This is a genomic window from Kribbella sp. NBC_00709 (assembly GCF_036226565.1).
Classification (GTDB): domain Bacteria; phylum Actinomycetota; class Actinomycetes; order Propionibacteriales; family Kribbellaceae; genus Kribbella.
Genome location: NZ_CP108996.1, coordinates 993,207 through 1,018,360 on the forward strand (window position 1 = coordinate 993,207; position 25,154 = coordinate 1,018,360).

Annotated in this window: 22 protein-coding genes; 8 read left to right on the forward strand and 14 right to left on the reverse strand. The window is 68.2% G+C overall.

Going from position 1 to position 25,154, the window contains the following annotated elements; all coding sequences use genetic code 11:
* Positions 1–79: 79 nt before the first annotated feature.
* The 3 genes from OHA18_RS04720 to OHA18_RS04730 form a co-directional block, all read right to left on the reverse strand.
* Entirely contained in the window at positions 80–478 is a 399-nt protein-coding gene (locus tag OHA18_RS04720) for a type II secretion system protein (RefSeq protein WP_329002402.1), read from the reverse strand.
* Positions 479–719: 241 nt separating this feature from the next.
* On the reverse strand, positions 720–1,343 hold the full coding sequence (locus OHA18_RS04725; protein ID WP_329002404.1) for a DUF2064 domain-containing protein: 624 nt from the start codon (positions 1,341–1,343) through the stop codon (positions 720–722).
* Positions 1,340–1,747: a winged helix-turn-helix transcriptional regulator gene (locus tag OHA18_RS04730; protein WP_329002406.1), complete on the reverse strand. Its 408-nt coding sequence runs from the start codon at positions 1,745–1,747 to the stop codon at positions 1,340–1,342. Before OHA18_RS04730 ends, OHA18_RS04725 begins: the two co-directional genes overlap by 4 nt.
* Before the next feature lie 101 nt (positions 1,748–1,848).
* On the opposite strand from OHA18_RS04730, the gene OHA18_RS04735 reads away from it, so the two are divergent.
* Positions 1,849–2,766, forward strand: coding sequence for an NADP-dependent oxidoreductase (locus OHA18_RS04735; protein ID WP_329002407.1), 918 nt, complete (start codon positions 1,849–1,851; stop codon positions 2,764–2,766).
* Positions 2,767–2,775: 9 nt separating this feature from the next.
* Here the strand turns inward: OHA18_RS04735 and OHA18_RS04740 are convergent, their stop codons facing one another.
* Genes OHA18_RS04740 through OHA18_RS04750 form a run of 3 tightly spaced genes read right to left on the reverse strand, consistent with a single transcriptional unit; the run spans position 2,776 to position 6,594 of the window.
* A complete protein-coding gene (locus OHA18_RS04740) occupies positions 2,776–4,539 on the reverse strand; it encodes a helix-turn-helix domain-containing protein (RefSeq protein ID WP_329002408.1) in 1,764 nt (587 codons plus the stop codon).
* Positions 4,540–4,543: 4 nt separating this feature from the next.
* Entirely contained in the window at positions 4,544–5,845 is a 1,302-nt protein-coding gene (locus OHA18_RS04745; protein ID WP_329002409.1) for an MFS transporter, read from the reverse strand.
* 20 nt (positions 5,846–5,865) lie between these two features.
* Positions 5,866–6,594 carry a 3-hydroxybutyrate dehydrogenase gene (locus OHA18_RS04750; protein WP_329002410.1) on the reverse strand — a complete coding sequence of 243 codons (729 nt, stop codon included), beginning with the start codon at positions 6,592–6,594 and terminating at the stop codon, positions 5,866–5,868.
* Between the two features lie 146 nt (positions 6,595–6,740).
* Between OHA18_RS04750 and OHA18_RS04755 the strand changes: the two genes are divergently transcribed.
* On the forward strand, positions 6,741–9,002 hold the full coding sequence (locus tag OHA18_RS04755) for an FdhF/YdeP family oxidoreductase (protein WP_329002411.1): 2,262 nt from the start codon (positions 6,741–6,743) through the stop codon (positions 9,000–9,002).
* Here OHA18_RS04755 and OHA18_RS04760 read toward each other — a convergent pair.
* Positions 8,977–10,146, reverse strand: coding sequence for an MFS transporter (locus OHA18_RS04760; protein ID WP_329002412.1), 1,170 nt, complete (start codon positions 10,144–10,146; stop codon positions 8,977–8,979). The two genes, OHA18_RS04755 and OHA18_RS04760, sit on opposite strands and share 26 nt — an antisense overlap.
* Positions 10,147–10,212: 66 nt before the next feature.
* Between OHA18_RS04760 and OHA18_RS04765 the strand changes: the two genes are divergently transcribed.
* The 4 genes from OHA18_RS04765 to OHA18_RS04780 all read left to right on the forward strand — a co-directional run bounded on the left by OHA18_RS04765 (position 10,213) and on the right by OHA18_RS04780 (position 13,667).
* Positions 10,213–10,830 carry a CGNR zinc finger domain-containing protein gene (locus OHA18_RS04765; RefSeq protein WP_329002413.1) on the forward strand — a complete coding sequence of 206 codons (618 nt, stop codon included), beginning with the start codon at positions 10,213–10,215 and terminating at the stop codon, positions 10,828–10,830.
* Between the two features lie 286 nt (positions 10,831–11,116).
* Positions 11,117–12,487 carry a hypothetical protein gene (locus OHA18_RS04770; RefSeq protein WP_329002414.1) on the forward strand — a complete coding sequence of 457 codons (1,371 nt, stop codon included), beginning with the start codon at positions 11,117–11,119 and terminating at the stop codon, positions 12,485–12,487.
* 6 nt (positions 12,488–12,493) lie between these two features.
* Positions 12,494–12,850, forward strand: a complete 357-nt coding sequence (locus OHA18_RS04775) for a hypothetical protein (protein ID WP_329002415.1) — start codon at positions 12,494–12,496, stop codon at positions 12,848–12,850.
* Positions 12,851–12,869: 19 nt separating this feature from the next.
* Complete coding sequence (locus OHA18_RS04780; protein ID WP_329002416.1) at positions 12,870–13,667, forward strand: hypothetical protein; 798 nt, start codon at positions 12,870–12,872, stop codon at positions 13,665–13,667.
* Between the two features lie 2 nt (positions 13,668–13,669).
* On the opposite strand, the gene OHA18_RS04785 is transcribed toward OHA18_RS04780, so the two are convergent.
* The 6 genes from OHA18_RS04785 to OHA18_RS04810 form a co-directional block, all read right to left on the reverse strand.
* Positions 13,670–14,338 carry a uridine kinase gene (locus OHA18_RS04785; protein WP_329002418.1) on the reverse strand — a complete coding sequence of 223 codons (669 nt, stop codon included), beginning with the start codon at positions 14,336–14,338 and terminating at the stop codon, positions 13,670–13,672.
* Positions 14,339–14,389: 51 nt separating this feature from the next.
* A complete protein-coding gene (locus OHA18_RS04790; RefSeq protein WP_329002420.1) occupies positions 14,390–15,412 on the reverse strand; it encodes a hypothetical protein in 1,023 nt (340 codons plus the stop codon).
* A 17-nt stretch (positions 15,413–15,429) separates the two neighbouring features.
* Positions 15,430–16,140, reverse strand: coding sequence for a hypothetical protein (locus tag OHA18_RS04795; RefSeq protein ID WP_329002421.1), 711 nt, complete (start codon positions 16,138–16,140; stop codon positions 15,430–15,432).
* Entirely contained in the window at positions 16,137–18,503 is a 2,367-nt protein-coding gene (locus tag OHA18_RS04800) for a glycoside hydrolase domain-containing protein (protein ID WP_329002422.1), read from the reverse strand. The genes OHA18_RS04795 and OHA18_RS04800 overlap by 4 nt, the downstream gene beginning before the upstream one ends.
* A gap of 149 nt (positions 18,504–18,652) precedes the next feature.
* Positions 18,653–20,842 (reverse strand): MMPL family transporter, encoded by a 2,190-nt coding sequence (locus tag OHA18_RS04805; protein ID WP_329002423.1) that lies wholly within the window; start codon positions 20,840–20,842, stop codon positions 18,653–18,655.
* A gap of 185 nt (positions 20,843–21,027) precedes the next feature.
* The gene (locus OHA18_RS04810) at positions 21,028–21,564 is read right to left on the reverse strand and encodes a M48 family metallopeptidase (RefSeq protein ID WP_329002424.1); all 537 of its coding nucleotides are present in this window, start codon (positions 21,562–21,564) and stop codon (positions 21,028–21,030) included.
* A 521-nt stretch (positions 21,565–22,085) separates the two neighbouring features.
* Between OHA18_RS04810 and OHA18_RS04815 the strand changes: the two genes are divergently transcribed.
* The gene (locus OHA18_RS04815; RefSeq protein ID WP_012922897.1) at positions 22,086–22,244 is read left to right on the forward strand and encodes a DUF5679 domain-containing protein; all 159 of its coding nucleotides are present in this window, start codon (positions 22,086–22,088) and stop codon (positions 22,242–22,244) included.
* Between the two features lie 94 nt (positions 22,245–22,338).
* Positions 22,339–23,652 carry an ABC1 kinase family protein gene (locus OHA18_RS04820; RefSeq protein ID WP_329002425.1) on the forward strand — a complete coding sequence of 438 codons (1,314 nt, stop codon included), beginning with the start codon at positions 22,339–22,341 and terminating at the stop codon, positions 23,650–23,652.
* On the opposite strand, the gene OHA18_RS04825 is transcribed toward OHA18_RS04820, so the two are convergent.
* A complete protein-coding gene (locus OHA18_RS04825) occupies positions 23,639–25,105 on the reverse strand; it encodes an MFS transporter (RefSeq protein ID WP_329002426.1) in 1,467 nt (488 codons plus the stop codon). The genes OHA18_RS04820 and OHA18_RS04825 overlap by 14 nt on opposite strands.
* Positions 25,106–25,154 lie beyond the last annotated feature (49 nt).

Here is a 25,154-nt window from a genome sequence, read left to right on the forward strand (position 1 = left end):
CATGATCGTCTGACCGGAACACGACGTCCCCGGGACGGACCGGTTCTCCTCCGGCCGATCCGTCCGTACGGGGTGGGTGTCAGGTGCAGGCGCCGGCCGCGGTGACCAGGCCGTTCACGCCGAGGGTGATGGTGTAGCCGTCGCCGACCGGGCGGCTGCGCAGCAGCTGGTTGACGCCGACGGTGAGCTCCAGCCAGCCGGGGTCACCGGCGGGTGGGTAGGTGCCGTTCTTCGCGTAGTACGCCTCGACGGCGACCTCCACGCTCTTCTTGTCGGTCTTGCAGGCAGCCGCGTTGCCGCGGTCCTGGATACCCGAGACGGCGAAGACGACGACCCCGGACAGGACGCCCAGGATGACGATCACGACGAGCAGTTCGATCAGGGTGAAGCCGGACTGGTTCCTGGCGCGGGTCCGATCCGTGTGGCTGCGGGCACGGCGGACTGTTCGGGCAGTGAGGGCCCGAATGAGGTAGTTCATGCAACTTCCTTTGCAGATGCTCCGGCAGGCGACGGAGACGGGGTCTTCCAGGCGCGGCAGCCGCGAACGAAGACTCAGCTCGACCCCTGTAAATCCAGCCGGATCCGCCCCACACATCCCCCCGGATGATGCTTGCTGCCGCGTCAAAGACTCGTCTCTGCAAGTCCCGCGTCACAGCGGGTGAACGCCCGACGCCCCTGGCCACCCGGCCGACACGTGTCGGCCGTTCACCCGACAGACCTCAGGAACGACGCAGCAGCGACCTGGTCGCGTCCCAGCCCTCGAGGCCCGGGTCCAGTCGCGCTATGTCAACGGCAGATCGCAGACGGTGCCAACCGGGGCCGATCGCGACGGCGTGCCGGCGAGGCTTGTGGGCTTCGAGAACCGCCAGGGGCGTGTCGAACGTCGGTGCGAGTTCGGCGACCCAGTCCGCGACCGGCAGCTTGGTTCCGATGGCCGCGAGCGAGCCGTCTTCGGCAGGCGTCACGGCGATATCTGCAGTGCTGAGTGCGCGGAAGAGCTTGCCGATCAGGAGGCCGGGCAGATCGGGTACGTCGTGCGACACCGCGACCACTGCGGCAGCCGGGCCGGCGAGCTCAACCGCGTGCAGCACGGGTCGCTCCGGATGCACCGCGTACGTCGGTGTGCCCGGCCAGGTCAGCGCATTCACCTCTGCCACCGCTGCCTCGTCCCCGCCGGTGACTGCGACTGCTACGTCGACGCGGTCCAATGCTGCGAGTACTTCGTACGTGTCCTCGGCCAGCGCGAGCCGCCACGCGTCGGGATCCCGGCCGGGCGGAGCCCAGGTCCCGGTGGCGGGGACGACGACAACCACAACGCGCCGGTCAGCTTCGGGCTCGGTCATGCGGAGGCGCACACGTCGTCGTACGAGCTGCGGGCCGCGTTGACCTGCGGCATGTGGGTTTCGGCCCAGGTCTTGATGGAGGCGATCAGCGGCATCAGGGTGTGGCCGAGCGACGTGAGCTCGTAGTCGACGCGCACCGGGACGGATGGTGTGACCGAGCGGGTGATCAGGCCGTCGCGCTCGAGGGAGCGGAGTGTCTGGGTCAGCATCTTCTGGCTGACACCGGCGATCCGGCGGGACAGGTCGGAGTACCGCTGCGGGCCGTCGGCGAGCGCGGTGAGAACGAGGGTCACCCACTTGTCGCTGATGCGGTCGAGGAGCTGCCGCGCTGGGCAGGCCGCCAGGAACGCGTCGTACTCGCGGGCTGCCTCTTCGCGGCGTTGCGCGGCGGTGCGGGTGGGCATGGCTCTCCTCATCGTGCGATAGGCACTCCAAAGTGCGTACTTACCGATAGAGAGTAACTCTCCCACAGTGGTGTGAAAACCACCGAGAAGGAGAGAACGTTATGCGCGCACTCGTCGCCCGCCGCCTCGACGGCCCGGACGCGATCGAGCTGATCGAGACCGACGTACCCGAGCCGGCTGCAGGACAGGTCAGGATCAAGGTGGCCGCTGCCGGGGTCAACCCGGTGGACCTGGCGGTCAGCGCCGGCCTCGCCGTGCAGTTCGGCCTGACTGCACCGCGGGAGCAGTTCGGCCTCGGCTGGGACGTCGCAGGCACGGTCGATGCGGTCGGAGCCGGGGTGGAGCTCGCACCTGGTACGACGGTCATCGGTCTGGCCGATCTGCTCGGCCGATCACTCAAGACCCACGCGGAGTACGTCGTACTGGATGCGGATGCGGTCGCAGCTACCACTCTGGATCCCGTCGCCGCCGCGACGGTCCCTCTGAACGCGATCACTGCTTTGCAGGCGCTGAACGCAGTCGACGGACAGACCGTGCTGGTGACGGGTGCCGCCGGTGGCGTCGGCGGCTACACGGTCGAGCTGGCCAAGCACCAAGGCCTGACAGTCATCGCGACCGCAGGCGACCAGGACGAGGAGCTGGTACGACGACTCGGTGCGGACCACTTCGTACCGCGTTCTGCTGACCTGGCAACCGCAGTCCGGCAGATCGTCCCAGCCGGCGTGGACTCTCTCGTGGATGCGGCGATCATCGGGGTCGGTGCGCAGGAGGCAGTGCGCAACGGCGGGCTGCACGTCCATTTGCAACCCGGACCACGACCACCGCACCTCCGCGCAATCACTGTCCTGCAGCTGTTCCTGCATGCCAACCGCCACGACCTGACCCGACTGGTCGAACTGGCTGAGGCAGGTGTCATCTCCACTCGCGTCGCCGAGACCTACTCCTTGCAGGACGCACCGGAGGCCTACCGGCGACTCACCAAGGGAGGTGTCCGCGGCCGCCTCGTGCTCGTCCCCTGAGTGACGCTCTCAGCCGAGTGCGGCCCGCAGGCGAAGGGCTACCTGGATGTCGAGGGACCGGTCCGGGGATTGCCAGTCGTCGTCCAGTAGGGCGGCGACGCGGTCCAAGCGTTGCTGGACCGTGTTGGGGTGGATGTGCAGCGACGTCGCTGCTCGGGTCGGACTCTGACCGGCTGCGAAGTACGCATGCAGTGTGCCGACCAGATCGGTGCCGCGCTGCTCGTCGTACTCGAGTACCGCGCCGAGGACGTGCTGCACATGCGCCCGTACGTCGACGTCCGCGGCACCGATCAGGCCGGCGACACCGAGGTCGTCAGGTGTCGCGCACTCGCCAGTACGACCGAGCCGGAGCATGGTGGCCGTGAGTCGGGCAGCCTGTCGATGTGCGTCGACCAGGGTGGTCCAACTCGCCGGTCCGGTCGCCGCGATCGTCGCACCGGTCCGCTTCGCGACCTCGGACAGCTCACGGGCGGCCGATGCCGGGTCGGTGCGAGCAAGCACCAGCACGAGGTTTCCGCCGTACGGTCCGGACAGCACCATCCGGTCCTCCAGCGGAGCTGAGAGCCGAGCACGTACGGCGGAGTGATCGCCACAGCACACCGCCACGACGAGATGGTCGTGGCGGTGGTTCGGCGCGAGCAGACGCAGGCGATCGGTCAGTGTCCTCGGGTCAGCGCTGCCACTCAGCACATCGGTGAGGAGATCCGCCTGTGCACGTTGGGATTGCTCGGCGGCCTGGCGACGGAAGAGCAACACCAGTGCGGTGACCACGGCGGCGCGTTCGACGATGCGCTGATCCGCACCGGACAGTTCGTCGACGCCGCCGATCACCAGTGCGCCAAGGCGTTCGCCCTTTGCGGTCGCCGCGACGACCCAGCAGTCACCGATCCGGGTCAGGCGGCCGGAGTCGGACTCCTGCCAGGGCACCGCGGCGCGGCCCGCATCACCGGCCGAGGCCAACTCGTTGCCGACAGCATCGACCAGGACGACCCAGACATTCAGGAGCTCGGCCAGCGCGGCGGCGATCGCGTCGACGTCGCCTCCCGACAGCACGATCCCGGCGAAGCGGTCGTGGGCCGCGGCCGCGTGCTCCACACCGGCATGCGCCGCGGACAACTGGTCCAAGGCCGCCGCTGTCTCGGCTGCGGCCCGCACCTGCACGATCGTCACAGCGGCCAGTGTGGCCAGCGAACCGAGCAGTGAGACCTCTTCGCGGCCGAAGGGCCGCCGGGTGCGGTTGGACGCGAACAGTACGCCGACGAACGCTCCGTCCACGATGAGCGGCGTACCGCAGATCGCTATCAGTCCCTCCTCCCCCACCGCGTCGTCGATGGACGTGGTGTGCCGGAAGCGGTGGTCGGAGGGGTAGTCGGCCGTCCAGTACGGCTTGTACGTCTTTGCGACCAGTCCGCCGAGCCCGGCGCCGAGCGGGAGCCGCAGTTGCTGGAACGCAGCCGATACCGATCCATCGGTGGCCCGCATGTAGGTGTCGCCGCGGGCAGGGTCGTACAAGGTCAGGTAGGCGACGTCCGTGCCGATCAGCGTCCGGGCTCTGTGGACGATGGTGTCCAGGACGCTTCCTGGATCGCGAGCGGAGGCAAGCTCCCGGGCGATGTCGACCAAGGTGGACAGCTCGGCCTCACGCTTCTTGCTGGCGTCCATGCCCGCCCGGATGCGCAGGGCGAGGTCGCGCGCCACCGCGTCCTCGCCCGCCGCCCGGGCCAGCTCGCTCCCGGGCGCATCCTCGGCCAGCAGCCGCAGAAGCTCCTCCATGGTCCTACAGCGTAGTGAGGTCGCGGCGATGCGTTTCGGAGTACGACGTGACCGCGACGATCGAGATCACTGCGCACGCTGCGACGTACACGGCGATCGCATAGCCCGAGTCGTATGCCTTGAGCAGTGCCACCGCGATGAACGGCGCCAGGCCGCCCGCGATGATCGACGCGAGCTGGTAGCCCACCGAGACACCGGAGTACCGCACCCGGGTCCCGAACAGTTCGGTGAAGAAGGACGCCTGTGGTCCGTACATCGCACCGTGCAAGATCAGCCCCACGGTCACTGCAAGAGTCGCCAGCGCGAAGTTGCGAGTGTCGATCAGCGCGATGAAGACGAACACCCAGACTCCCACGCCAACAGCACCGATCAGATAGACCGGCCGGCGGCCGATGCGGTCCGACAGTGCACCCCACGCAGGGATCGCGAAGAAGTGGATCGCGGCACCGATCAGTACTGCGTTCAGCGCGAAGGACTTGCCCATCCCGAGGTGTTCCTTCGCGTACGTCGCGATCACGATCGTGAAGATGTAGTAGCTGACGTTCTCCGCCATCCGCGCACCCATCGCCGTCAGGACCTCACGTGGGTAGCGCGTGAGCACCTCCAGCAGCGGCAGCTTGTCCGCAGGCTCCTGCTTGGCCCGCGCCTCCTGGAACACCGGCGACTCCTCGATCCGCATCCGCACCCACAGACCGACCAGCACGAGTACTGCGGACAGCAGGAACGGAATGCGCCAGCCCCACGCATTGAAGTCAGCATCCGACTGGAACGCGGCCAGCGCGGCCAGTACGCCGTTCGCGATCAGCTGGCCGGCCGGCGCACCAGCCTGCGGCCAGGACGCCCAGAAGCCACGCCTGGCAGGATCACCGTGCTCGGAGACGATCAGTACGGCGCCACCCCACTCACCGCCCAGCGCGAAGCCCTGGATGAGCCGCAGTACGGTCAGCAGGATCGGTGCGAGCGATCCGACCTGTGCGTACGTCGGCAGCAGGCCGATGGCGAAGGTGGCGAGCCCCATCATCAGCAGCGACAACACGAGCAGCTGCTTGCGCCCCAGCCGGTCGCCGAAGTGCCCGAACACCACGCCGCCGATCGGCCGCGCGAAGAAGCCGACGGCGAAGGTGGCGAAGCTCAGAAGAGTCCCACTGAGCTCTTCGCCCTTCGGGAAGAACAGGTCGCCGAACACCACCGATGCGGCGACGCCGTACAGGAAGAAGTCGTACCACTCGACCGTCGTACCGACGAGACTCGCGCCCACTACCCGGACGATCGACGTACGGGTGCGGACCGGTTCTGTAGCTGTCATGGGGCGGGCTCCAAACAGTGTTAGTGGGCGGTCCAGCCGCCGTCCAGTACGAACGAGCTCCCCGTGATGGAGGCGGACGCCGGGCCGCACAGCATGGCCACCAGTTCCGCCACTTCGGCCGGCTCGATCAGCCGCTTCACCGCGACCGGCTCGAGCAGGACCTTGTCCAGCACCTCCGACTCCGACAGGCCGTGTGTCGCGGCCTGGTCCGCCAGCTGTGCAGTCACCAGCGGCGTACGGACGTAGGCCGGGTTGACGCAGTTGCTGGTCACCCCGTGCGTCGCACCCTCCAGTGCAACGACCTTGCTCAGGCCTTCCAGCCCGTGCTTCGCCGCGACGTACGCCGCCTTGAACGGGCTGGCCCGGAGTCCGTGGACCGAGCTGATGTTCACCACGCGGCCCCAGCCGGCGCCGTACATGTGTGGAAGCGTCTGCCGGATCAGCCGGAACGGCGCCTCCAGCATGAGCCGGATGATGTAGCTGAACCGCTCCGGCGGGAACTGCTCGATCGGTGCGACCTGCTGTACGCCGGCGTTGTTCACCAGGATGTCGATGTCCGTCGGCAGCTCGGACAGCCGCTCCAGGTCCGACAGGTCGGCTACGACTGCCTCGACGCCGTCCAGCGCAGCGAGACCGGCCCGGTCGTGGTCCACCGCGATCACGTGGACGCCGTCCGCCGCCAGGCGTTGGGCGCAGGCGGCGCCGATGCCTGACGCGGCACCGGTGACGAGGGCTCGACGGGTCTCCATGAGCGACGACTGTAGAAATTCAAGCCGCGGCGCACTATGGGTTGCGGCCACACATCCAGGCCCTGCTCAGTGGTCCTGCACGCCACTTGTCCACAACCCCGGCTATCAAACCTGCGGACAGTGATAGCTGGACCTATTGTTGAAACATGGTCGATATCGAACAGCCGAAGAAGAAGGCGGCCGGCGTCCCCGCCGTGCTGTCCTCGTTCAAGTTCGGTCTCCGCGAGATGGGCCCGGCCCGGACCGGCAAGGTCTTCCTGAAGATGAACCAGGACGGCGGCTTCGACTGCCCGTCCTGCGCCTGGCCGGACCCTGACCACAAGCGCAAACATGCGGCCGAGTTCTGCGAGAACGGCGCCAAGGCGGTGGCCTGGGAGGCGACCCGCAAGCGGGTGCCGCGGGCGTTCTTCGCCGAGCACTCGGTCGAGGCCATGGACGGGATCTCCGAGTTCGAGCTCGGCAAGCTCGGCCGGATCACCGAGCCGATGCTGCTCCGGGCCGGGGCGACCCACTACGAGCCGGTCGGCTGGGAGGAGGCGTTCCAGGTCGTCGCCCGTCACCTGGAGGCCCTCGTCGACCCGAACGACGCCGTCTTCTACACCTCCGGCCGGACCAGCAACGAGGCCGCGTTCCTCTACCAGCTCTTCGTCCGCGCCTATGGCACCAACAACCTGCCCGACTGCTCGAACATGTGCCACGAATCGTCCGGTACGGCGCTGTCCCGGGTGATCGGCAGCGGCAAGGGCGCCGTCACGCTGGAGATGCTCGAAGAGGCCGAGCTGATCGTCGTCGTCGGCCAGAACCCGGGCACCAACGCACCCCGGATGCTCAGCCACCTCGAGATCGCGAAACGCAACGGCGGCGACATCGTCTCGGTGAATCCGCTGCCCGAGCCCGGCCTGATGAACTTCAAGAACCCGCAGGCCCCGCGCGGCTGGGTCGGCAAGGGGACGAAGCTGGCCGACCAGCACCTGCAGATCCGGATCGGCGGCGACCAGGCGCTGTTCCTTGCCGTCGGCCACCTTCTGCTCGCGGCCGAGGCGGCGAACCCGGGGACCGTGCTGGACAAGTCCTTCATCGACAGCCACACCAGCGGGTACGAGCTGTACGCCAAGCACAACACCGAGCTCGACTGGCCGGCTGTGGAGCTGGCGACCGGGCTGCGGCGCGCCGAGATCGAGGAGTTCACCCAGCGGTTCATCAAGTCCAAGGCGACGGTGATCTGCTGGGCGATGGGGCTGACCCAGCACCGGGAGGCGGTCGCGACGATCAGCGAGATCGTCAACGTGCTGCTGCTGCAGGGAAACATCGGCAAGCCCGGCGCCGGTCCGTGCCCGGTGCGCGGCCACTCGAACGTCCAGGGCGACCGCAGCATGGGCATCTGGGAGAAGGTGCCGGACGCGTTCCTGGACAAGCTCGACACCGAGTTCTCCTTCACGTCGCCGCGGGAGCACGGCATCGACGCGGCCGAGACGGTGAAGCGGCTGCGGGACGGCGCGGTGCGCGTGTTCTTCGCGATGGGCGGGAACTTCGCGTCCGCGACACCCGACACCGAGGTCGTGCATCGCGGCCTGCGCGAGTGCGACCTGACCGTGCACGTGTCGACGAAGCTCAACCGCTCGCACACCGTCACGGGTCGCGAGGCTCTGATCCTTCCGACGCTCGGACGGACCGATCACGACCACACGGCCGCCGGTGCGCAGTCGGTGACGGTCGAGGACTCGCAGGGCGCGGTACATCTGTCCACCGGCAACCTGGTCCCTCCTGGGCCCGAGCTGAAGTCGGAGATCGGCATCATCTGCGCTCTCGCGCGGGCCGTCGTACCGGATGTCGGGCTGATTCCGTGGGCCGACTTCGCCGAGGACTACAGCCTGATCCGGCAGCGCATCGGCCGGGTGGCCGACGGGTACGAGGACTTCGAGGAACGCCTGCGGGCGAACGAGGGCGGATTCCTGCTCGCGCACGCCGCCCGGGACAAGCGCGAGTTCAAGACCTCCGACGCGCGGGCGCAGTTCACCGCGAACGAGTTGAGTTGGTTGCCGACGGCACCCGGCCGGCTGCTGCTGCAGACGATGCGCAGCCACGACCAGTTCAACACCACGATCTACGGCCTCGAGGACCGGTACCGCGGCGTCCACGGGACCCGCGAGGTCGTCTTCGTGCACCCGGACGACCTCGCCGAGCTCGGTCTCGAGGACGGCGGGTACGTCGACATCGTCAGCGAGTTCCGTGGGGTCGAACGACGCGCATCGCACTTCCGGCTGGTGTCCTACCCGACCGCGCGCGGTTGCGTGGCGGCGTACTACCCGGAGACCAACGTGCTGATGTCGGCCGATGATCTCGCGAAGGGCAGCAACACCCCGGTCGCGAAGGGTCTGACGGTCAGGCTGGAGCCAGTCGCTTCCTGAACCACGGCTGGAGTCCCGCGAGTACGACGGCAACGGCAGCGCTTGTCAGCCAGAGTCCGGTCGGGCCGGTTCGTTCGAGGAGTTGGGTGACGGTGAGCGGGGCGATCGTGGTCGCGATCCCCCAGCTCAGTCCGAAGACGGCCAGGTACCGGCCGCGGGCCTGGTCGGGCGCGAGCCCCGAGGCTTGCGTGAGGTAGCGGGTCAGGAGGAAGAGGTCGCCGAGGCTCCAGAGGATCGCGGCGATCACGAAGACTGCGAGATTGGCTGCGATCGCACAGACGACCAGGCCGACGGCAAGCAGCACGTAGCCGACGGCGATGGATTGGAAGTCGCCGAGGTGCTGGACGCGGAGCAGCCGTTGCGCCGCGATCAGCGTGACCGCGGAGATGGCCAGGATGATCCCGATGCCGGACTTCGGGAGACCTTGCTCGACCAGGGTCAGCGGCAGTCCGATGATGATCTGCATGTAGATGGTCGCGAAGATCGTGCCGCCGGCGAGGAGGAGCAGCAGTCGACGATCGCGCCAGACCGCGACCGCGGAGGTGGTATGCGCCTTGACGCGCTGCAGGTCCGGCAGGGCGAGCGCAACCAGCGCGGCGCAGGACAGGCAGGTGATCGCATCGGCGACGAAGAGCCAGCGGAGATCCCAGTGGCTGAGTGCGGCAGCGAGCAGACCAGCCAGCACACCCGCGGCGGCCAGTGCCGCGCTGTAGAGGCCGTACGCGGCCGGACGGTTCGCGGGATCGGTGACGTCGGCGATCATCGCTTGGCTGGGTGGCTCGTAGATCTCGAAGGCGAGGCCGAGCAGGATCGTCGCGAAGACCGCCGACCACAAGGTGTGGCTCAGCGCGATCCAGAGCTGTGCGATCGCGCAGCCGGTCAGTCCGAGGACGATGGTCCCGCGACGACCGAGGCGGTCGGCCAGCTGGCCGCCGAGCAGCCGGGACGGGATCGTCGCGGCGCCGAACACGGCGAGGATCAGGCCGGTCCGAGCGAGCGAAGCGCCGAACTCGACCGTGAGCACCACGCCCAGGAACGGCAACGTGAACGCGCCGATCCGGTTCACCGCGCGGGCGACGACGAGGATCCAGACGGTCCGCGACAGCCCACGCCACGGCGCGGTCAGCGTGGCAGCAGCACTCATCACAACTCCATGACTGTCTAAAGGGATATGATCGGTCACGCAAGTTCGAGACTACGGAGGTTGAGCGTGACTGGTCAAGTGTCTTTTGATAGTCATGCCCGCAATGTGCTGGCAGCGGCAGTCGAGTACGTGAACCGGCTGACCCCGGGGTACTCCGGCGGCGCCGCGTACGCCGCACCCGCCGACGACCCCAAGTCCGTCACGACAGCGGTCGCCGACGCCCTGACCGCGATCGGTTATCCGCCGAAGTCGGTCCCGGTGGACGACGCCCGGCGGCTGGTGCAGCTGGCGGGAAGGATGCGGCTGGTCTTCGAGGCCGTGAACGCCGACGATCTCGACGCGGCCGCAACGGAGATCAACGTGCTGCTGCTCGACACCAACGCCCGGCCACAGCTGGACCGCGGCCGGGACCGCCCGTGGAGCCTGCACTTCCACGGCCCCGACGAGCAGTTGGCCAACGGTTGGTCAGCCGGATGCGTCGCCGGTCTCGCGCTCGCCGTCGGCAGCGACCTGGCCGGCCGGCTCGGCGTCTGCGCGGCCCCCCACTGCGACCGCGTCTTCGTGGACGTATCCAAGAACGGCCAACGCCGCTTCTGCTCCCCCCAATGCCAGAGCCGGGTCAAAGCCGCCGCCCACCGCGCGCGCCAGAATTCAACTGGCGCAGGCGGATCCGCCGAACACTAGTTGCTATCAGCACCCAAGTTCGCAACCGGGCGGCGTTTCCAATGAGCGCTTGCGTCAAGTTTCGTTGCCTTTGCCCAACCGCTGGACCAGAACCGGTGATCGCCGTACCGTTCAGTCCGGTTGGGGGGAAATACAAATGCAGAACTGTCGTTCTTGTGGTGCGGGCAATCGGGCCGGCGCCACCTACTGCGGCACGTGTGGAGTGCCGCTTCCCGCGGTCGACGAAACTGCGCGACCGCCCGGAGAATCACCACCGTCGGATGCCACCCGCTACTTGTGCGCGGCCGTGCAGCTGGACAGCCGGCTCGCCAACCAGGTGATCCGCGAGATCGTGGACGAGGAGTTCACGGCTCCGCCGTCCTCACCGGACGTCGACCTGGTACCGGTGATCCTGCACGCCGTCGCGGCGCGGAAACGTCATCTGATCCGCGATCTCCTGCTCACGCTGCTGATCTGCGGCGCCGTGTGGAGTCTCTACAGCTCGAAGTACGTCGTACTGCTGCTGGCGCTCGCACTGTGCTGGGTGGTCGTCGTCGGCGAGACCCTGGTCGCGACGTACGGCGTGGTCGCGCACGACCTCCGCCCGGGCCGGTTCCAGCCGGACGCGATATCGCCCGCAGGCAACAGCAAACTCGGTCGGCGCCTCAAGCAGGTCGCCGCAGCCGGTCAGGGAAACGTCAGCGTCTACAGCGGCTACACACCGTTCGTCGGATGCGGCGTACCTCTTGATGCCTGGTCGTTCGCTCTCGACACGCACCAAGCAGCCGCGGGGCGCATCGCGGAGTCCTTCACCTCGTTGGAGGTGCACGACTTCGTCCAGCAGCAATTGCGTGATCTCCGTACGGGCAGGGTCACGATGTCCGACCGCGTCTTCGTGGACGGCCGCGACATCCGCGGTGATCGCCGGTTCCTTCCTGACCAGCTCGGCGTACCGAAGCCGGCGGTCGATCGATCGCAGGTCCGCAGCCTGACGCTGGAGCCCGAGGACCAGGCCCGCCCGTACCTGACCATCCAGGTGAGCGGCTGGCGCGGACAGCTCGTCCTCTCGACGTTCTTGCGATTCGTCGTGACGCCGCAAGAGCTGTTCATGGAGGTCAGCCACTGTCTGCTGGCTCCGGTACGCGACGAGTTCCAGGAGGTGGACAGGCTGCTGCCGCAGCCGACCGTGCGCCAGGCGATCCGGATCGGCGGGCGCGCGTTCTGGCGTACGCCCGGGCACGTACTGCGCGCCCCGTTCGCGATCGCGGCGCAACTGCTGAGCCCGATCACGGACGCTCTGCACAGGTCCAGGCAACGGCGGGAGATCTTCAGTTCGCTCCGGTTCAACTACGGCGCCCCGCGGAGCCCGCGCGAGACGGTCAGCGATCACCGGTACCAGCGGTACTTCCAGCAGCTCGACAACGACCTGTACACCAAGGTGATCGAGCGGCGGCTGCTCCAGTCGCTGGCCCGTTTCCTCGAGTCCAAGGGCATCGACACAGCCGAGCTGAGCCAGCACCGGACAACGATCGAGAACCACGGCGTGTACGTCGCCGACGGCGGCACTGTCAAAGCCGAGAGCCTCGCGGTCGGGACCGGCGCCCGCGCGAGCTCCGTCCTGATGAGAGCCGCCAACTCGGCCAAGCAGAGCGTCACCGACGCAGCCGGAAGGAACTGAGCACTGATGGAGAAGAACTACGGAATCCGGGTCTCCGGTGGGCAGATCACCGCCGGCGCGATGGCAGCCGGCGAAGGCGCCACCGCGACGAACATCTCGGCGGTGTCCGCGGAGTCGCTCGCCGACGCGCGAGCCGGGATGTCCCAGCTCCTCGAACTGCTGCACGCACAGTCGGAGCGGCTGGAGCGCCCCGGCGAAACCATCGCGGTGGCCGAACTCGCCGAGCACGAACTGGCCAAGGACAAGCCTGACAAGAAGTCGGTACTGCGTCTGCTGGAACTGATCGCATCCGGCGCCACGTCGATCGCCACGATCAGCGGCGCGGTGACCGTGGTCCAGCAGGCGGTTGCCGCGATCTTCTGACCGTCCGGGGGGACACGCAATGCCTGCTTACTGCACATCCTGCGGCACACGCCGGGCGCAGGGGGACGAGGTCTGCTCCCACTGCGAGGCTGCTTTCAAGGACACCGGTTTCAAGGACACCGGCGAAACGCGCTCGGCCGACGGTCCGCCCGGACACGGGACGAGCTGGTTCGTCGGGCTGACCATGGTTCTTGCGGTGCTCGTCACCGGTGGAATCCTCGGCGCCGACGCCCTGATCGGACGGGCGACGGCGGCCGCGACCGAGCAGACCCTGTACAACCAGCGGCTGACGCCCGACGGCTACATCGAACCCGCGGAGGAGACCCCGACCGACCCCTGGGTGCCTCCGGCAACGGAGGACGAGACGAGCGAGCCCACGCCCGTACCCGCCGAGACGACCGCGACCCCAGAGGTGGGGAACGAACTGATCGCGGTCGCGCCCGAGGCCGCGCAGGATCCCACCGCGGCCGATGTCGTCCGGCTGCTGACGTCGTACTTCACCGCCATCAACAACCACGACTACGACAGCTACCAGGTACTCCTCACCCGTGCCGCCCGAGCGACGCAGAGCCGCAAACAGTTCACGGACGGCTTTCGCTCTACCGTGGACTCCGAGATCACGCTGGTCGGACTCGGCACCGCGACCGACGGCCGGCAACTGGCCCAGGTCTCCTTCGTCAGCACGCAGAACGCGGAGGACGGACCTGACGGACAGACCTGCACCCGCTGGACAGTCGGCAAGTTCATCGAGGGCCAAGGCGCCGACCTCCAGATCGGCAAGGCCCTCTCAGGCCACGCCAGCCGCGAAGCGTGTTGAGGTCATGGGCGGGTGATGATCGGTGTCGATGGATCCTCGTTGTTCACGACCAGTTGGGCGCGGTCGGCCGGGTGGACTTCGGCGACGTACATTCGTTCGCCGGGGATGTATCTGTTGAGGTAGCGCTGTCTGGCTTCTTCGGCTGAGGTCATCCAGGCCTGGTCGCGGGCGGTTCCTCTGCGCAGGACGGTGTCGAAACCGACGTGGACGTAGATGCGGAGATCCCAGTAGTCGTCGAGCTCGGGGCGTTGGAGGAAGGCGCCGTCTGCGAGCAGAACCGCGTCGGGTGGGGCGGTCTGGACGGGCGAGTCGAGGACGGTTCGGGCGGAGCTGTCGCGGATCGCTGCTGTGTAGCGGCGGTCGCCGTCCGGGCCGAGCGGGAGCAGGAGCTGGTTGCGGACCGCGTCGTAGTCCCACATGTCCAGGTAGTAGCTCTCCGGCGAGTCGATCGGGTACGCCGTCCGCAGCTCGGGCGCGCGTTTGAAGTAGTCGATACCCGCCCGGATGATCGCGCGCTCGCTCCGCCCGCGCAATAGGTCGGCCAACTCGTCCCCGAGTGTCGTCTTGCCGGCCGCCGAACACCCGTCGATCGCGACCCGGACCGGATGCGCCCGCTCCACGGCCAAGACTTCTCCGGCCAGCTCCGCCAGAACTTCACCTCGGTTCGCCACGAAGCACATCCTCCACCACCCGATCGGACGTTCGAGCCTGGACGGAGCCGTTCAGGCGGGAGCGAAGAGGGCTCGTGTCGCGGAGGAGTAAACGTCGTCGGCTCGGGTCTGAGTTTCTTCACCGGTCAGGCGTTGTGGAGCTTTCGACTGCCTGGGCGGCAGAAACTCGACCAACGGCGGCTCGGCGTACTCCAACGGTCCCAGCGGCGCCCGCAGCCCGGGCACACAAGTGAGCGTGATTCTGCTGCCGGATGCGACGGCGGCGTGCAGGGTCCACGTTGCCGTGAGGCGGTCGGCGACCGTGGCGCGCCGCGCGACCCCACCGATCCGCTCACCGTTGCTTCCGCTGGCGGACGTGATCTGCGCCGCCTCGAAGATCCTCTGGTCGACCGTCAACCGCACCCGAGAGCCGGGCGGTACGACACCCGGTCCGACCGAGTGGAGTGTGACCAGCGAGGGGTACCACGCGTAGTAATCGTCGCCCCACCGTGCCTGCTGCCACGCGGCACCGAGCTGGACTCCCCACGGCAAACCCTGTGCGCTCGCCCGCTCGCTCAGCACCTGAGCTGTCAGTGCCCCGGTCGCTTCGCTCACCGTCACTTCGGTCGGCAACGGGTCGGCGATCAGATCCAGCGGGAAGCGCGCCGGCGTCATCCCGCCCGCGTGCAGTGTGTACCTCCCGGGAGCCAACTCGGGCAGCCGGATCTCAACCATCCGTCCGTGCGCGGGCCCTGTTGCCATCGACCGCGCATCCAGCGGAATCACCTGCCGGCCGAGCACGAGAACCGGCCGCGGCACCGCGGTGTACAGACGCTCGTCGTACGTCAGAGCGACCCGGCTCCGCCCGCCGCCAGGACCGACCGTCAGCTCGACTCCCAGCTCAGCAGGCACGCGCACGGTCTGACCAGCCGGACCGTTGACGACCCGGACCGCGTCCGGTCCGGTCGGCGTCACACCCGTCCGCGCGCCCACCCCGGCCGGCGTCGCCGCACGCGCTTGATTGCCACCAGCAACAGACGTCGCGGCCGCCACCGCCCCGGCCACGCTCCCCTGCAGCACTGTTCGTCGCTTCATCTGCCCCACACCCCTCGTCATCGCGGTGGTCCTTGGAAGATCGGCAGCAAGGTTGCGTCCCAGATCCCGTACTGCAGCGAGAGAAGAAGTAGCCACACCGCGGCCGGGACGACAGCCCGGATCCACCACGGCAGGCGGTTGACCAGAAAGGCCATCACGATCAGGGCCAGGCCGGCGGCCAGCCCAGGCACCGTCAGCGCGAGTGCCTGCGGCCGCTGGGGCCAACAGGAGGCAGAGGTACAAGGAGTGTCCGAACCACCGAACGTGTACGGGTGGCTCAGGAGGTATCCGAGCAGCGTCCCACCGATCACGATCGCACCGCCGACCCCCTGAACGACCGCCGCGCCGGCGCCACCCCGCGCCCGGCGCCACGACTTCCCACCAGCCTTCGATCCCTCGCGCCGTCGGGGCAGTCCGGTCGTCGCGACCAGCGTCACCACCATCCAGAGGACGAGGGCTGCCCAGGTCGGGTCCAAGGGCTTTCCCAGCTCGATGCCGCCTCGTGGATCGACGGTGGTCAGGTAGAAGCTCAGGCCGGCGCCGACCCAACCGAACGCGAGCACCCCGACCCCGGCGCCGATCAGCAGGCACGCTTGGCCCGCGAGAAGCCCGCCACGGCGGTACGTCGCGCCCCGACCCGCACCCGCCCGCGCACCGAGTTGGTCGTCCGGATCTTGACCGTCTCCAGCCATCAACGTGCCATGCCCCTCGCCGCTCGGATCGCTCATCCCTGGGCGTCCATCATCCTCGCGAACACCTGAGCACAGGTCTGCGCCTCGGCGACACTGGGCATCCGATCGGCATGAGCCATCGCCATCAGCGCCTGGGCGGTCAACGGCACGTTGTCCCACGGGCCGATCTCCAGCCCGTCGCGCAACGCACCGAAGGTGGCGACAACGTTTGCCTCCGATCCACCGAAGCGGTCCGAGTAGAATTTCGCGATGCGCTGCCCGCTGGTGAGCTTCAGCAGCACGCGCAAGGTGGTCGACATCGCGTCCGCGCTCCCCTGATCAGCTCGGCAGAAGTTGTACGCGTCGGCGTCTGCGACGACATCGGCCCAGTCGAACCCTCCGTCCTTTCCGACCACGCCGAGCCGCGCAGTCAGGTATTCCGTCAAGTCCAACGCGGGAGTGTCCTGCCGGGCCTTGTCGAACGAGCCCCAGATCTGCAGCAGGTCGAGCGCCCATCCACCGAGGTCACCGATGTTGTACTTCGCCGGGTCGTTCGGAAGTCCCCAGGTTGCATAGCCCCGGACGGTTGCGGCGAAGTGGGCGATGTCCCGGGTACTCGGCGGCTTGGCCGGATCCAGGTCCGCGATCCCTTGCTGGGCGACGTTGCGCGCCAGCGCGATGTCGCCCGTGCCCGGTGGCGGAGTGTAGACCTGCCACTGCGGCGCCCAGTACTCCGGCTGCTGCAGGTAGTTCGCGATGAAGTCAGGGACAGAAATCACGAACGGGCGCAGGTCTTTGAAGACGTTGCTCGCCTCGCACAGTGCGCGCTCGGCCGCGACCTCGGCGCGGACGACCCACTCGAAGAAGGAGTCGAAGCCGGTCGCTGACGAGGAACCGTCGCGTTCCATCGGTGGCGACGTGACCTGCCCGAGGTCGACCGGCGTCGCTTGCGAGGATACGACGTCCTTGTCGATCCCCGGCGCGCCCGGGTACGAACCGGCTGTCAGCTCGACGATCTGGTTGTAGTGCCAGCCGGCCGGCATCGGGAACCCCATGTTGCCGGAGAAGCCGGTGGACATCCCCGCGACGAACGCCGCCTCCGCGAGCTCCTCGTCGAGCATCGTGCTGCAGACATTGCGCGTGCCGTACACGCCGATCGCGTACTTACCGTTGATCGTGGTGTCCATCGACGCCTTGACACCACGGAAGTAGTCAGCGACCGGGCCGTTGACGGTCTCGCCCAGCGCGTCGAAGTCGACCGAAAAGAACACCACGCTGTCGGCCGGGAGACCGAGGGTACGGCACCGTTCGACGGCCTCGATCCCGTGCGCACGACCGTTCGCCTCGGTCATCTCCTCGGGGGAGTCGTTGAACCGCTGATGGATCGGGAAGAGCTTCAGGCCGGCACTCTTCAGCGCGTCGAGCTCGGGCGCGGTGATGAACTTTCCGGCACCGACCGTGTACCGGCCGACGTGCGTATACCCCTTCGCCACGGCGCCCTGAGCCTGGGCGAGGGTGAGCTGCGCGTTGGTGTCGAAGCCCTTCGTGCTGATCGTGGTGTCACCGGAAGAGACCAGCAGGGCGCACCAGGTGCTGTAGTTTCCGACGCCGTCGACCGGCAGCTCCATGAATCCTTGAAAGTCCCTGGTCAATTGCGCGGTCTCGCCGTCGAAGTTTCCACTGAACGGGCTGTCGTACCGGTTGAAGCGCAGTACCGCTTGGTACAGCCGGACGAATCGCTTCGAGCCATCTGTCGTTCCCTCGGACACGGTCGCCTGGGTACGGATCCCGTCCCGGGCGCCTGGCCCGAAGTTGCCGTTCGCCGTACCGTCGGCCATCCCGATCTCGTACTGCAGTCCGTACGTCGTCGCGGTCTGCACCGCGCGCGAATAGATCCCGTCGCACGGCACCAGCGCGAAGTCCCTGCGACCGACGTACGTCGCGTTCAGCCAGCGCTGCACGTCGCGCACCTGCGTCGTGCCCGGCCCGAGTTTGACGTAGGCGTCCATCGTGAGCAGCGAGGCCATCAGCTTCACGTCGACGGACGGGTTCGCCGAGCCCAGTCCAAGATCCTCGCGCACGCTGCCGACCGAGACGCTGAGGTTGGCGAAGCTGACCGCGGCGCCGGCCCATAGTCCCGGATATCCCTTGCACCACAAGGCCGCGCTGAGCAGCTTCAGCAGATTCACCGACGTCGTCGCGTCGTCGATCCGCCCGATCTGCGCGTTGTACGCCGCCGTCGTGGCCGGTCCGAACCCCGAGGTGACCGGCGAGATCCCCAGCTCGGTCTGCAGGCCGCGCCGCAGTCCGTACATCACGGACCAACCGGTGTTGCCGTCCTCCTCCAACGGAACCCACCCGGCCACCCCGCCGTACGTCGCGTTCAACCACTGCTGTGCAGCCAGCACCTGCGCGTCCATGGAACATTCCCCCAGCCTCGTGCCCCGACTGCGAGAATCCTTTCCCACCCCGCTCACCGCGGGCAAGCAACTTGCAACAACCTGCAACTGGCTTGCGCATCGGCAGGCGCCCCGCCCGAATGGATTTCGGGTGGGGCGCCGGGACGAGGTCAGCCGACCGGGGTGAGTTCGCGCTCCTCCTCCGGGGCGGGCGGGGTGGCGGCGTGCTTGGCGGGCTTGGGGCGGAGCCACTTCGGGGCCCACCAGTTGGCGTCGCCGAGCAGGATCATCACGCTCGGCAGGACGACCGCCCGGATGATCGTCGCGTCGATCAGGATCGCGACGGCCAGACCGACACCGAGTTGCTTCATGTCCAGCGTGCTCAGCGTCGCGAAGACCGCGAACACCCCGATCATCACTGCCGCCGCGCTGGTCACCACACCGGCCGAACCGGTGATGCCCTCGGCCACCGCCTGCCTGGTCGGCACGCCCCGCAGTACCGCCTCGCGGATCCGGCTGACCACGAACACGTGGTAGTCCATCGACAGACCGAACAGCACCACGAAGAGGAACAGTGGCAGCCAACTGACGACCGCGCCGTTCGACCGGAAGTGCAGCAACCCCTCGGCCCAGGTGTTCTGGAAGACCGCGGTGACGACGCCGTACGCCGCTCCCGCGCTCAGCAGGTTCAGCCCGATCGCGGTGACCGCGACGACCACCGAGCGGAACGTCACCATCATCACGATCATCGTCAGCAGCAGGACGAACCCGATCACCAGCGGCAGCTTGTCCCGGGTGTGCGCCGCGTAGTCGACGTCCGCGGCCACGAACCCGCCGACGGCGTACTCGACGCCGGGCACCTTGCCGACAGTCTCCGGCATCAGGTCCTTGCGCAGCTTGGTCAGCGAGTCCCGCGCCTGCTGGCTGCCGCCCTCGTACGGCGTGGCGACCTCGAGCGTCGTCACCGTGCCGTCCTTGGAGAATCGCGGCTCCTCGAGACCGTCCGACGCGAACAACTTGTCGTCCTTCGTGCGCTGCATCAGCTCGGCCAGTGCGGCCTTGACCGCCGGCTGCTGGTTGGCGGGCGCCCGGACAGCGATCTCGTGGCTGGTGCCGGTGCTCGGGAACGCCGAGGTCAGCCGGTCGTACGCCTTCATCACCGACGTCGTCCGCGGCAGGTCCTCGGTGCCCGGGAACTTCAGCTGCATCCCCAGCGCCGGCGACGCGACCGCGAGCAACGCGGTGACGGCGACGAGCAGCGTGGCGATCGGGTGCTTCAGTGCCGGCTTCAGCACGGTCGGCCAGAACCGCGGCTGACCCTTGGATGCCGTCAACCGCCACACGAACGGGATCCGCGGCCGATCGACCCACCGGCCGAGCTTCGCCAGTACGGCGGGCAGCACGGTGAGCGAACCGACGACGGCCACCGCGACGACCAGGATCGAACCGACCGCGAAGGACGAGAACACCGCGTCGCGGGCCAGGAACAGTCCTGCCATCGAGATGATGACCGCCGTACCCGAGACGACGACCGCGTGTCCGGAGGTCGCCGCGGCGATCTCGACCGCGTCGACGTGGCCGCGGCCCTTGGCGCGCTCTTCGCGTTCACGGCGGAGATAGAACAGTGAGTAGTCGACGCCGACCGCCATACCGATCAGCAGGATGACGCTGTTGACCGCGTCGACCGCGGGCACGAGTTGCGAAGCCGCGGCCGCCAAGCCGATGGCTGCGGCGACTGCGGACAGCGCGAGCAGCAGCGGTACCGATGCGGCGATCAGTGCGCCGAACGCGATCAGCAGGATCGCCAGCGTCACCGGCAGGCTGAACATCTCCGCCCGCTTGAAGTCCTTGCCCAGTGTCTCGTTGAGCGCCTTGTCGATGGACAGTCCACCGACCTCTTCGATCCGGAGGTCCGGATACTGCTGCTGGACCTGGGCGGTCGTGTCGAGCAGCGGCTGAACCCGGTCATCACCGTCACCGTCCTTGAGGGTGACCCTGACGATCACCGCGTCCTTCTTCGGCGACGGCATCGGCTGCGCGACCTCCGCGACCCCACCGAGGGCGCGCATGCGCTGGATCACCACGCCGGCGGCCTTGGTCGCCGCGGTCTGGTCGAGCTGTCCGGACGGCGCCGTGATCAGCACGCTCTCCACGTCCGGGTCGTCGAAGTTGCCGGACTTGACGATGTTGTCCGCCCGGGTCACCTCACCGATGTCGCCCTCGTTCTTCGACTCCTTGGTGCCGGTGATCGAGCCGAGCGCGAAACACGCCACCACGACGACAACCCACATCGCGATCGCCCGCCACGGATGGGTGGCGCTCCAGCGCGCTGCCCGCACCGTGATCTGTCCCCTGGCCATGCTTCCCTGCCCCTCTGCGCCCCCTCGGGCACCCCACCCAGCGCTCCCTGGCGTGGCGCTGGCTACGGGTCAAAGCCTGGCTGGACGGGACAGGTCGCGGCCATGGAGGAAGCCACCCAGTGCACCCTGGGGCTAGCCCTACCCCACCCTTTCCCGTACGCCCTACGGGCCAGGGTGATCGGACCTCAGAAGTCCTCGAGGTCGAGCGAGGAGGCGGCCGAAACACCCTCCAGATACCCCTCGGCACGCTCAGCTTTGGGGTAGCGGTGGACCAGGTCCCAGAAGGTGGCGTTGTGGGTCGGCTCGATCAGATGGGCCAGCTCGTGGACCAGCACGTAGTCGACGACCCACCCCGGCATCGACTGCAGCCGGGTGGACAACCGGATCGATCGGTCGGCCGGCGTGCACGACCCCCATCGTCTGTTTTGGTTCGAAACCCACCTCACCGACGCAGGTTCGGGCACTTCTGGGAGGTGGCGACACGCGAGTTCGTGTGCTCTGGCCAACAATTTTTCGTCCGACACGCGCGATCGGCTGCGCTGCTTCTCGAGCCGCGCCAGCATGGTCTCGACCCAGCGCGCCTCCTCGACGGCGGACAGCCGGTCGGGCATCAGCACGACGACACGCTCACCGTCCCGGTACGCGCTGACAGTCCGCTTGCGGCGCTTGCTGCGACGGATATCCACGTACGGCGGGATCGGGCGCGGTGGGGAGTCGGCCATGGCTCAAAAATGTACCCCCCGAATCCGACAACTTTCTTCGGTCCACATCCTGTGCATCGATGTTTCCGCAGGTCAGACGCCAGATCTTGAACCCGCTGACCAGTGTTGTTCACATCCTGTTCCCCCGCCCGTCCACAGTGTCGACCGGCGCGTCCCACAGGTTGCGCACAGAGTTATCCACAGGGGTGGACAACGCGGGCTTGCCTGTACGGCCGTCGCCTCTTAGCGTCATCTGCAACAGGCTCCCGGACCGCCTCCGGGGCCGCTCGGAGGGGAAGCCGAGCTGCTCCGGAGGCGGATCACCGGGAGCCTGTTCCGTGCGGGCGAAAGTTTCGGTAAAGGCTTTCCTCGGGGGATTCCGGCGGCGCGCGGACCCCGAGGTGCGCTTGAGCCTGAGCCAGGAGGCCGTAGGGTGAATCCCGACTGGGCCGAACGGCCTACGGCAGGACGGTCTGCCGTTAGCATCCAACGACTGCCCGGGGCGAGACCCCGGGCTGGATTTAAGCAAGGAGATGGCCCTCATGGCAGAGACCTGGAGCGGCGAGTTCTACTGCGTCAAGTGCAAGGCCAAGCGCACCGCCGACGGCGAGGTCAAGGTCAACGACAAGGGCACGCGCATGGCCAAGGCCAAGTGCCCCGAGTGCGGTACGAACCTGAACCGGATCCTCGGCAAGGCCTGACGCACCAAGTCGTAGGGGCGGTGCCCGGCACGATGTCTGTGCCGGGCACCGCCCCTCCGTCGTACCGGCTTGGGCGACCGGACAGAATGGGATCGTGTCGGACCTTCCTCGCAAGGCGCTGAGCCGGACCGCGAAACTTGCCAGCCTGCCGCTCGGTGTCGCCGGGCGGGCGACGGTCGGCCTGGGCAAGCGCATCGGCGGTGCGCCGGCCGAGGCCGTGTACGCCGAGTTCCAGCGCCGGACGGCCGATCAGTTGTTCGCCGTCCTGGGTGAGCTCAAGGGCGGCGCGATGAAGTTCGGGCAGATGCTGAGCCTGATGGAGTCCGCGATGCCCGAGGAGCTCGCGGCGCCGTACCGGGCCACCCTGACCAAGTTGCAGGACTCCGCTCCGCCGATGCCGGCCTCGACCGTGCACACGATCTTGTCGCGCGAGCTCGGCAAGCGCTGGCGGGACCGGTTCGAGGAGTTCGACGACAAGCCCGCGGCGGCCGCGTCGATCGGCCAGGTGCACCGCGGCCGGCTCAAGGACGGCCGCGAGGTCGCGGTCAAACTGCAGTACCCGGGCGCCGCCGAGGCGCTCCGCTCGGACCTCCGCCAGCTGGGCCGGTTCGCCCGGACCATCGGCGCGATCGTCCCCGGTCTCGAGGTGAAGCCGCTCGTCGCCGAGCTCCAGGAGCGGATCGGCGAGGAGCTCGACTACGACCGCGAGGCGCAGGCCCAGCAGCAGTACGCCGACGCCTTCAAGGACCACCCGGAGTTCGTCGTACCGCGGGTCATCAAGCACTCCCCCACGGTCATCGTGTCCGAGTGGATCGAGGGCCGCCCGCTGTCGTCGTACATCACCGAGGGCACACAAGAGGAGCGGGACGCGATCGGGCTGAAGTACGTCCGGTTCATGTTCAGCGGCCCGAAGTACGCCGGTCTGCTGCACTCGGACCCGCATCCGGGGAACTTCCGGGTGATGGCCGACGGCCGGCTGGGCGTGGTCGACTTCGGCCTGTGCGCACGGCTCCCGGACGGCCTGCCGCCGGCGATCGGCCGGCTGCTCCGGATCTCGCTCAAGGGCGACGGCGAGGCGGTTCGGGACGGTCTCAAGGCCGAAGGCTTCATCAAGCCGCGGATGGAGATCGACCCGGAGCAGCTGATGGACTACCTGGCGCCGTTCGCGGAGCCGGCCCGGGACGAGACCTTCCAGTTCAGCCGGGCCTGGATGCGCACGCAGGCGAACCGGACCGGCGACTTCCGGTCGCCCAACGCGTCGCTCGCACTCCGCCTCAACATGCCACCGTCGTACCTGCTGATCCACCGGGTCTGGATCGGCGGCATGGCAGTCCTCTCACAGCTCGAGGCCGAAGCCCCGTTCCGCTCGGTGCTGGAGGAGCTCCTGCCCGGCTTCACCGACGGCTGAGGGCCGGGACCGCGCGCAGCGTCACGGCCAGCAGGACCGCGACGGCCGCCAGCGCCACGGCAGTGATACCCGCGGCGAGGTGGAGACCGCTGGTGAAGGCCTCACGCGCCTGATCCAGGAGGTCACCGGAGGCACCCTGGGTGATCGCCTCGCCCAGCGAGTTGCCGCCGCGACCATCCATCTGGCTGCGGTACACCGCAGTCACCACACTGCCGAGGACCGCGATGCCCAGCGAGTAGCCGAACTCGTTGCTGGGCTGCGTCAGCGCACCCGCCGAACCGGCCTTCTCCGGCGGGACCGAGCCGATCACCAGGTTCGTCCCCAGCGTGACGAGCGGCGCCGGGCCGACGCACTGGATGGCGAAGGCGACCACCAGCAGCGTCGTGGACGTGGCGAGCGACATCATGATCATCCCGGCGACCGTGAACGCGATCCCGGCCGGAATCAGCACGCTCGGCCGGATCCGCCGGGCCAGCCGGGGCGCCACCTGGAAGGCGACGGTCGTCGTCAGCATCCCCGGGACCAGGGCGAGACCGGCGGCCAGCGGGGTCATCCCCTGGACCAGCTGGAAGTACTGCGCGACGAACACCATCACGCCGCCGGACAGCATCGAGAACGCCAGCATGCTGCCGAGGGTCACGCTGAACGTCCGCCGCGTGAACAGCTGTACGTCGACGAGCGGGTCGTCCAGGCGACGCTGCCGCCGTACGAAGATCCAGCCGAACACTCCACCGATCACCAGCGCGCCGACGGACTGTACGCCGGCACCGTGCGCGGCCAGGTGCTTCAGCCCGTGGATCGCCGGCAGGATCGCGGCCAGCGACAGCAGCACACTCGGTACGTCGATCCGCCCGGCCCGCTCGTTCCGGTACTCCGGCAGCAGGAACGGCCCCACCACGAGCAGCACGACCATCGCCGGTACGCCGATCAGGAACGCCGAGCCCCACCAGAAGTGGTTCAGCAGGATGCCGCCGACGATCGGACCGACGACCGCGCCGACCGTGAAGCAGCCCGCCCAGACGCCCAGCGCGGTGGCCCGCTGCCGCTCGTCCGGGAACAACGTGGAGATCAGCGACAGCGTGCACGGCGCGATGGCCGCACCGGCGATGCCGAGCGCTGCGCGAGCCCCGATCAGCATGCCAGGGCTCACCGAGTACGCCGCCACGATCGAGGCGACCCCGAACAGAGCAGCCGCGATCAGCAGCAGCCGACGGCGGCCGAGCCGGTCACCGAGGTTGCCCATCGTGATCATCAGGCCGGCCACCATGAACCCGTAGACGTCCAGGATCCACAGCTGCTGACTGCTGGTGGCACCGAGTGCTTCAGTCACCGCAGGCACTGCCAGCAGCATCACGAACAGGTCCAGCGACACCAGCAGCGTGGCGAGGCACAGGACGCCCAGCGCGATCCACTGTCGTCTGGTGGTCGTCACCATGTCGGCCTCGATGGTCATGATCCAGGTCCTTCCGCAGGAGTGTTGTCACTTCTGCGTCGGACGAAGT

Coding starts and splice junctions, on each gene's coding strand:
- OHA18_RS04720 (WP_329002402.1), bottom strand. CDS start 478: ATGAACTACCTCATTCGGGCCCTCACTGCCCGAACAGTCCGCCGTGCC.
- OHA18_RS04725 (WP_329002404.1), bottom strand. CDS start 1,343: ATGACCGAGCCCGAAGCTGACCGGCGCGTTGTGGTTGTCGTCGTCCCC.
- OHA18_RS04730 (WP_329002406.1), bottom strand. CDS start 1,747: ATGCCCACCCGCACCGCCGCGCAACGCCGCGAAGAGGCAGCCCGCGAG.
- OHA18_RS04735 (WP_329002407.1), top strand. CDS start 1,849: ATGCGCGCACTCGTCGCCCGCCGCCTCGACGGCCCGGACGCGATCGAG.
- OHA18_RS04740 (WP_329002408.1), bottom strand. CDS start 4,539: ATGGAGGAGCTTCTGCGGCTGCTGGCCGAGGATGCGCCCGGGAGCGAG.
- OHA18_RS04745 (WP_329002409.1), bottom strand. CDS start 5,845: ATGACAGCTACAGAACCGGTCCGCACCCGTACGTCGATCGTCCGGGTA.
- OHA18_RS04750 (WP_329002410.1), bottom strand. CDS start 6,594: ATGGAGACCCGTCGAGCCCTCGTCACCGGTGCCGCGTCAGGCATCGGC.
- OHA18_RS04755 (WP_329002411.1), top strand. CDS start 6,741: ATGGTCGATATCGAACAGCCGAAGAAGAAGGCGGCCGGCGTCCCCGCC.
- OHA18_RS04760 (WP_329002412.1), bottom strand. CDS start 10,146: ATGAGTGCTGCTGCCACGCTGACCGCGCCGTGGCGTGGGCTGTCGCGG.
- OHA18_RS04775 (WP_329002415.1), top strand. CDS start 12,494: ATGGAGAAGAACTACGGAATCCGGGTCTCCGGTGGGCAGATCACCGCC.
- OHA18_RS04780 (WP_329002416.1), top strand. CDS start 12,870: ATGCCTGCTTACTGCACATCCTGCGGCACACGCCGGGCGCAGGGGGAC.
- OHA18_RS04790 (WP_329002420.1), bottom strand. CDS start 15,412: ATGAAGCGACGAACAGTGCTGCAGGGGAGCGTGGCCGGGGCGGTGGCG.
- OHA18_RS04795 (WP_329002421.1), bottom strand. CDS start 16,140: ATGAGCGATCCGAGCGGCGAGGGGCATGGCACGTTGATGGCTGGAGAC.
- OHA18_RS04800 (WP_329002422.1), bottom strand. CDS start 18,503: ATGGACGCGCAGGTGCTGGCTGCACAGCAGTGGTTGAACGCGACGTAC.
- OHA18_RS04805 (WP_329002423.1), bottom strand. CDS start 20,842: ATGGCCAGGGGACAGATCACGGTGCGGGCAGCGCGCTGGAGCGCCACC.
- OHA18_RS04810 (WP_329002424.1), bottom strand. CDS start 21,564: ATGGCCGACTCCCCACCGCGCCCGATCCCGCCGTACGTGGATATCCGT.
- OHA18_RS04815 (WP_012922897.1), top strand. CDS start 22,086: ATGGCAGAGACCTGGAGCGGCGAGTTCTACTGCGTCAAGTGCAAGGCC.
- OHA18_RS04825 (WP_329002426.1), bottom strand. CDS start 25,105: ATGACCATCGAGGCCGACATGGTGACGACCACCAGACGACAGTGGATC.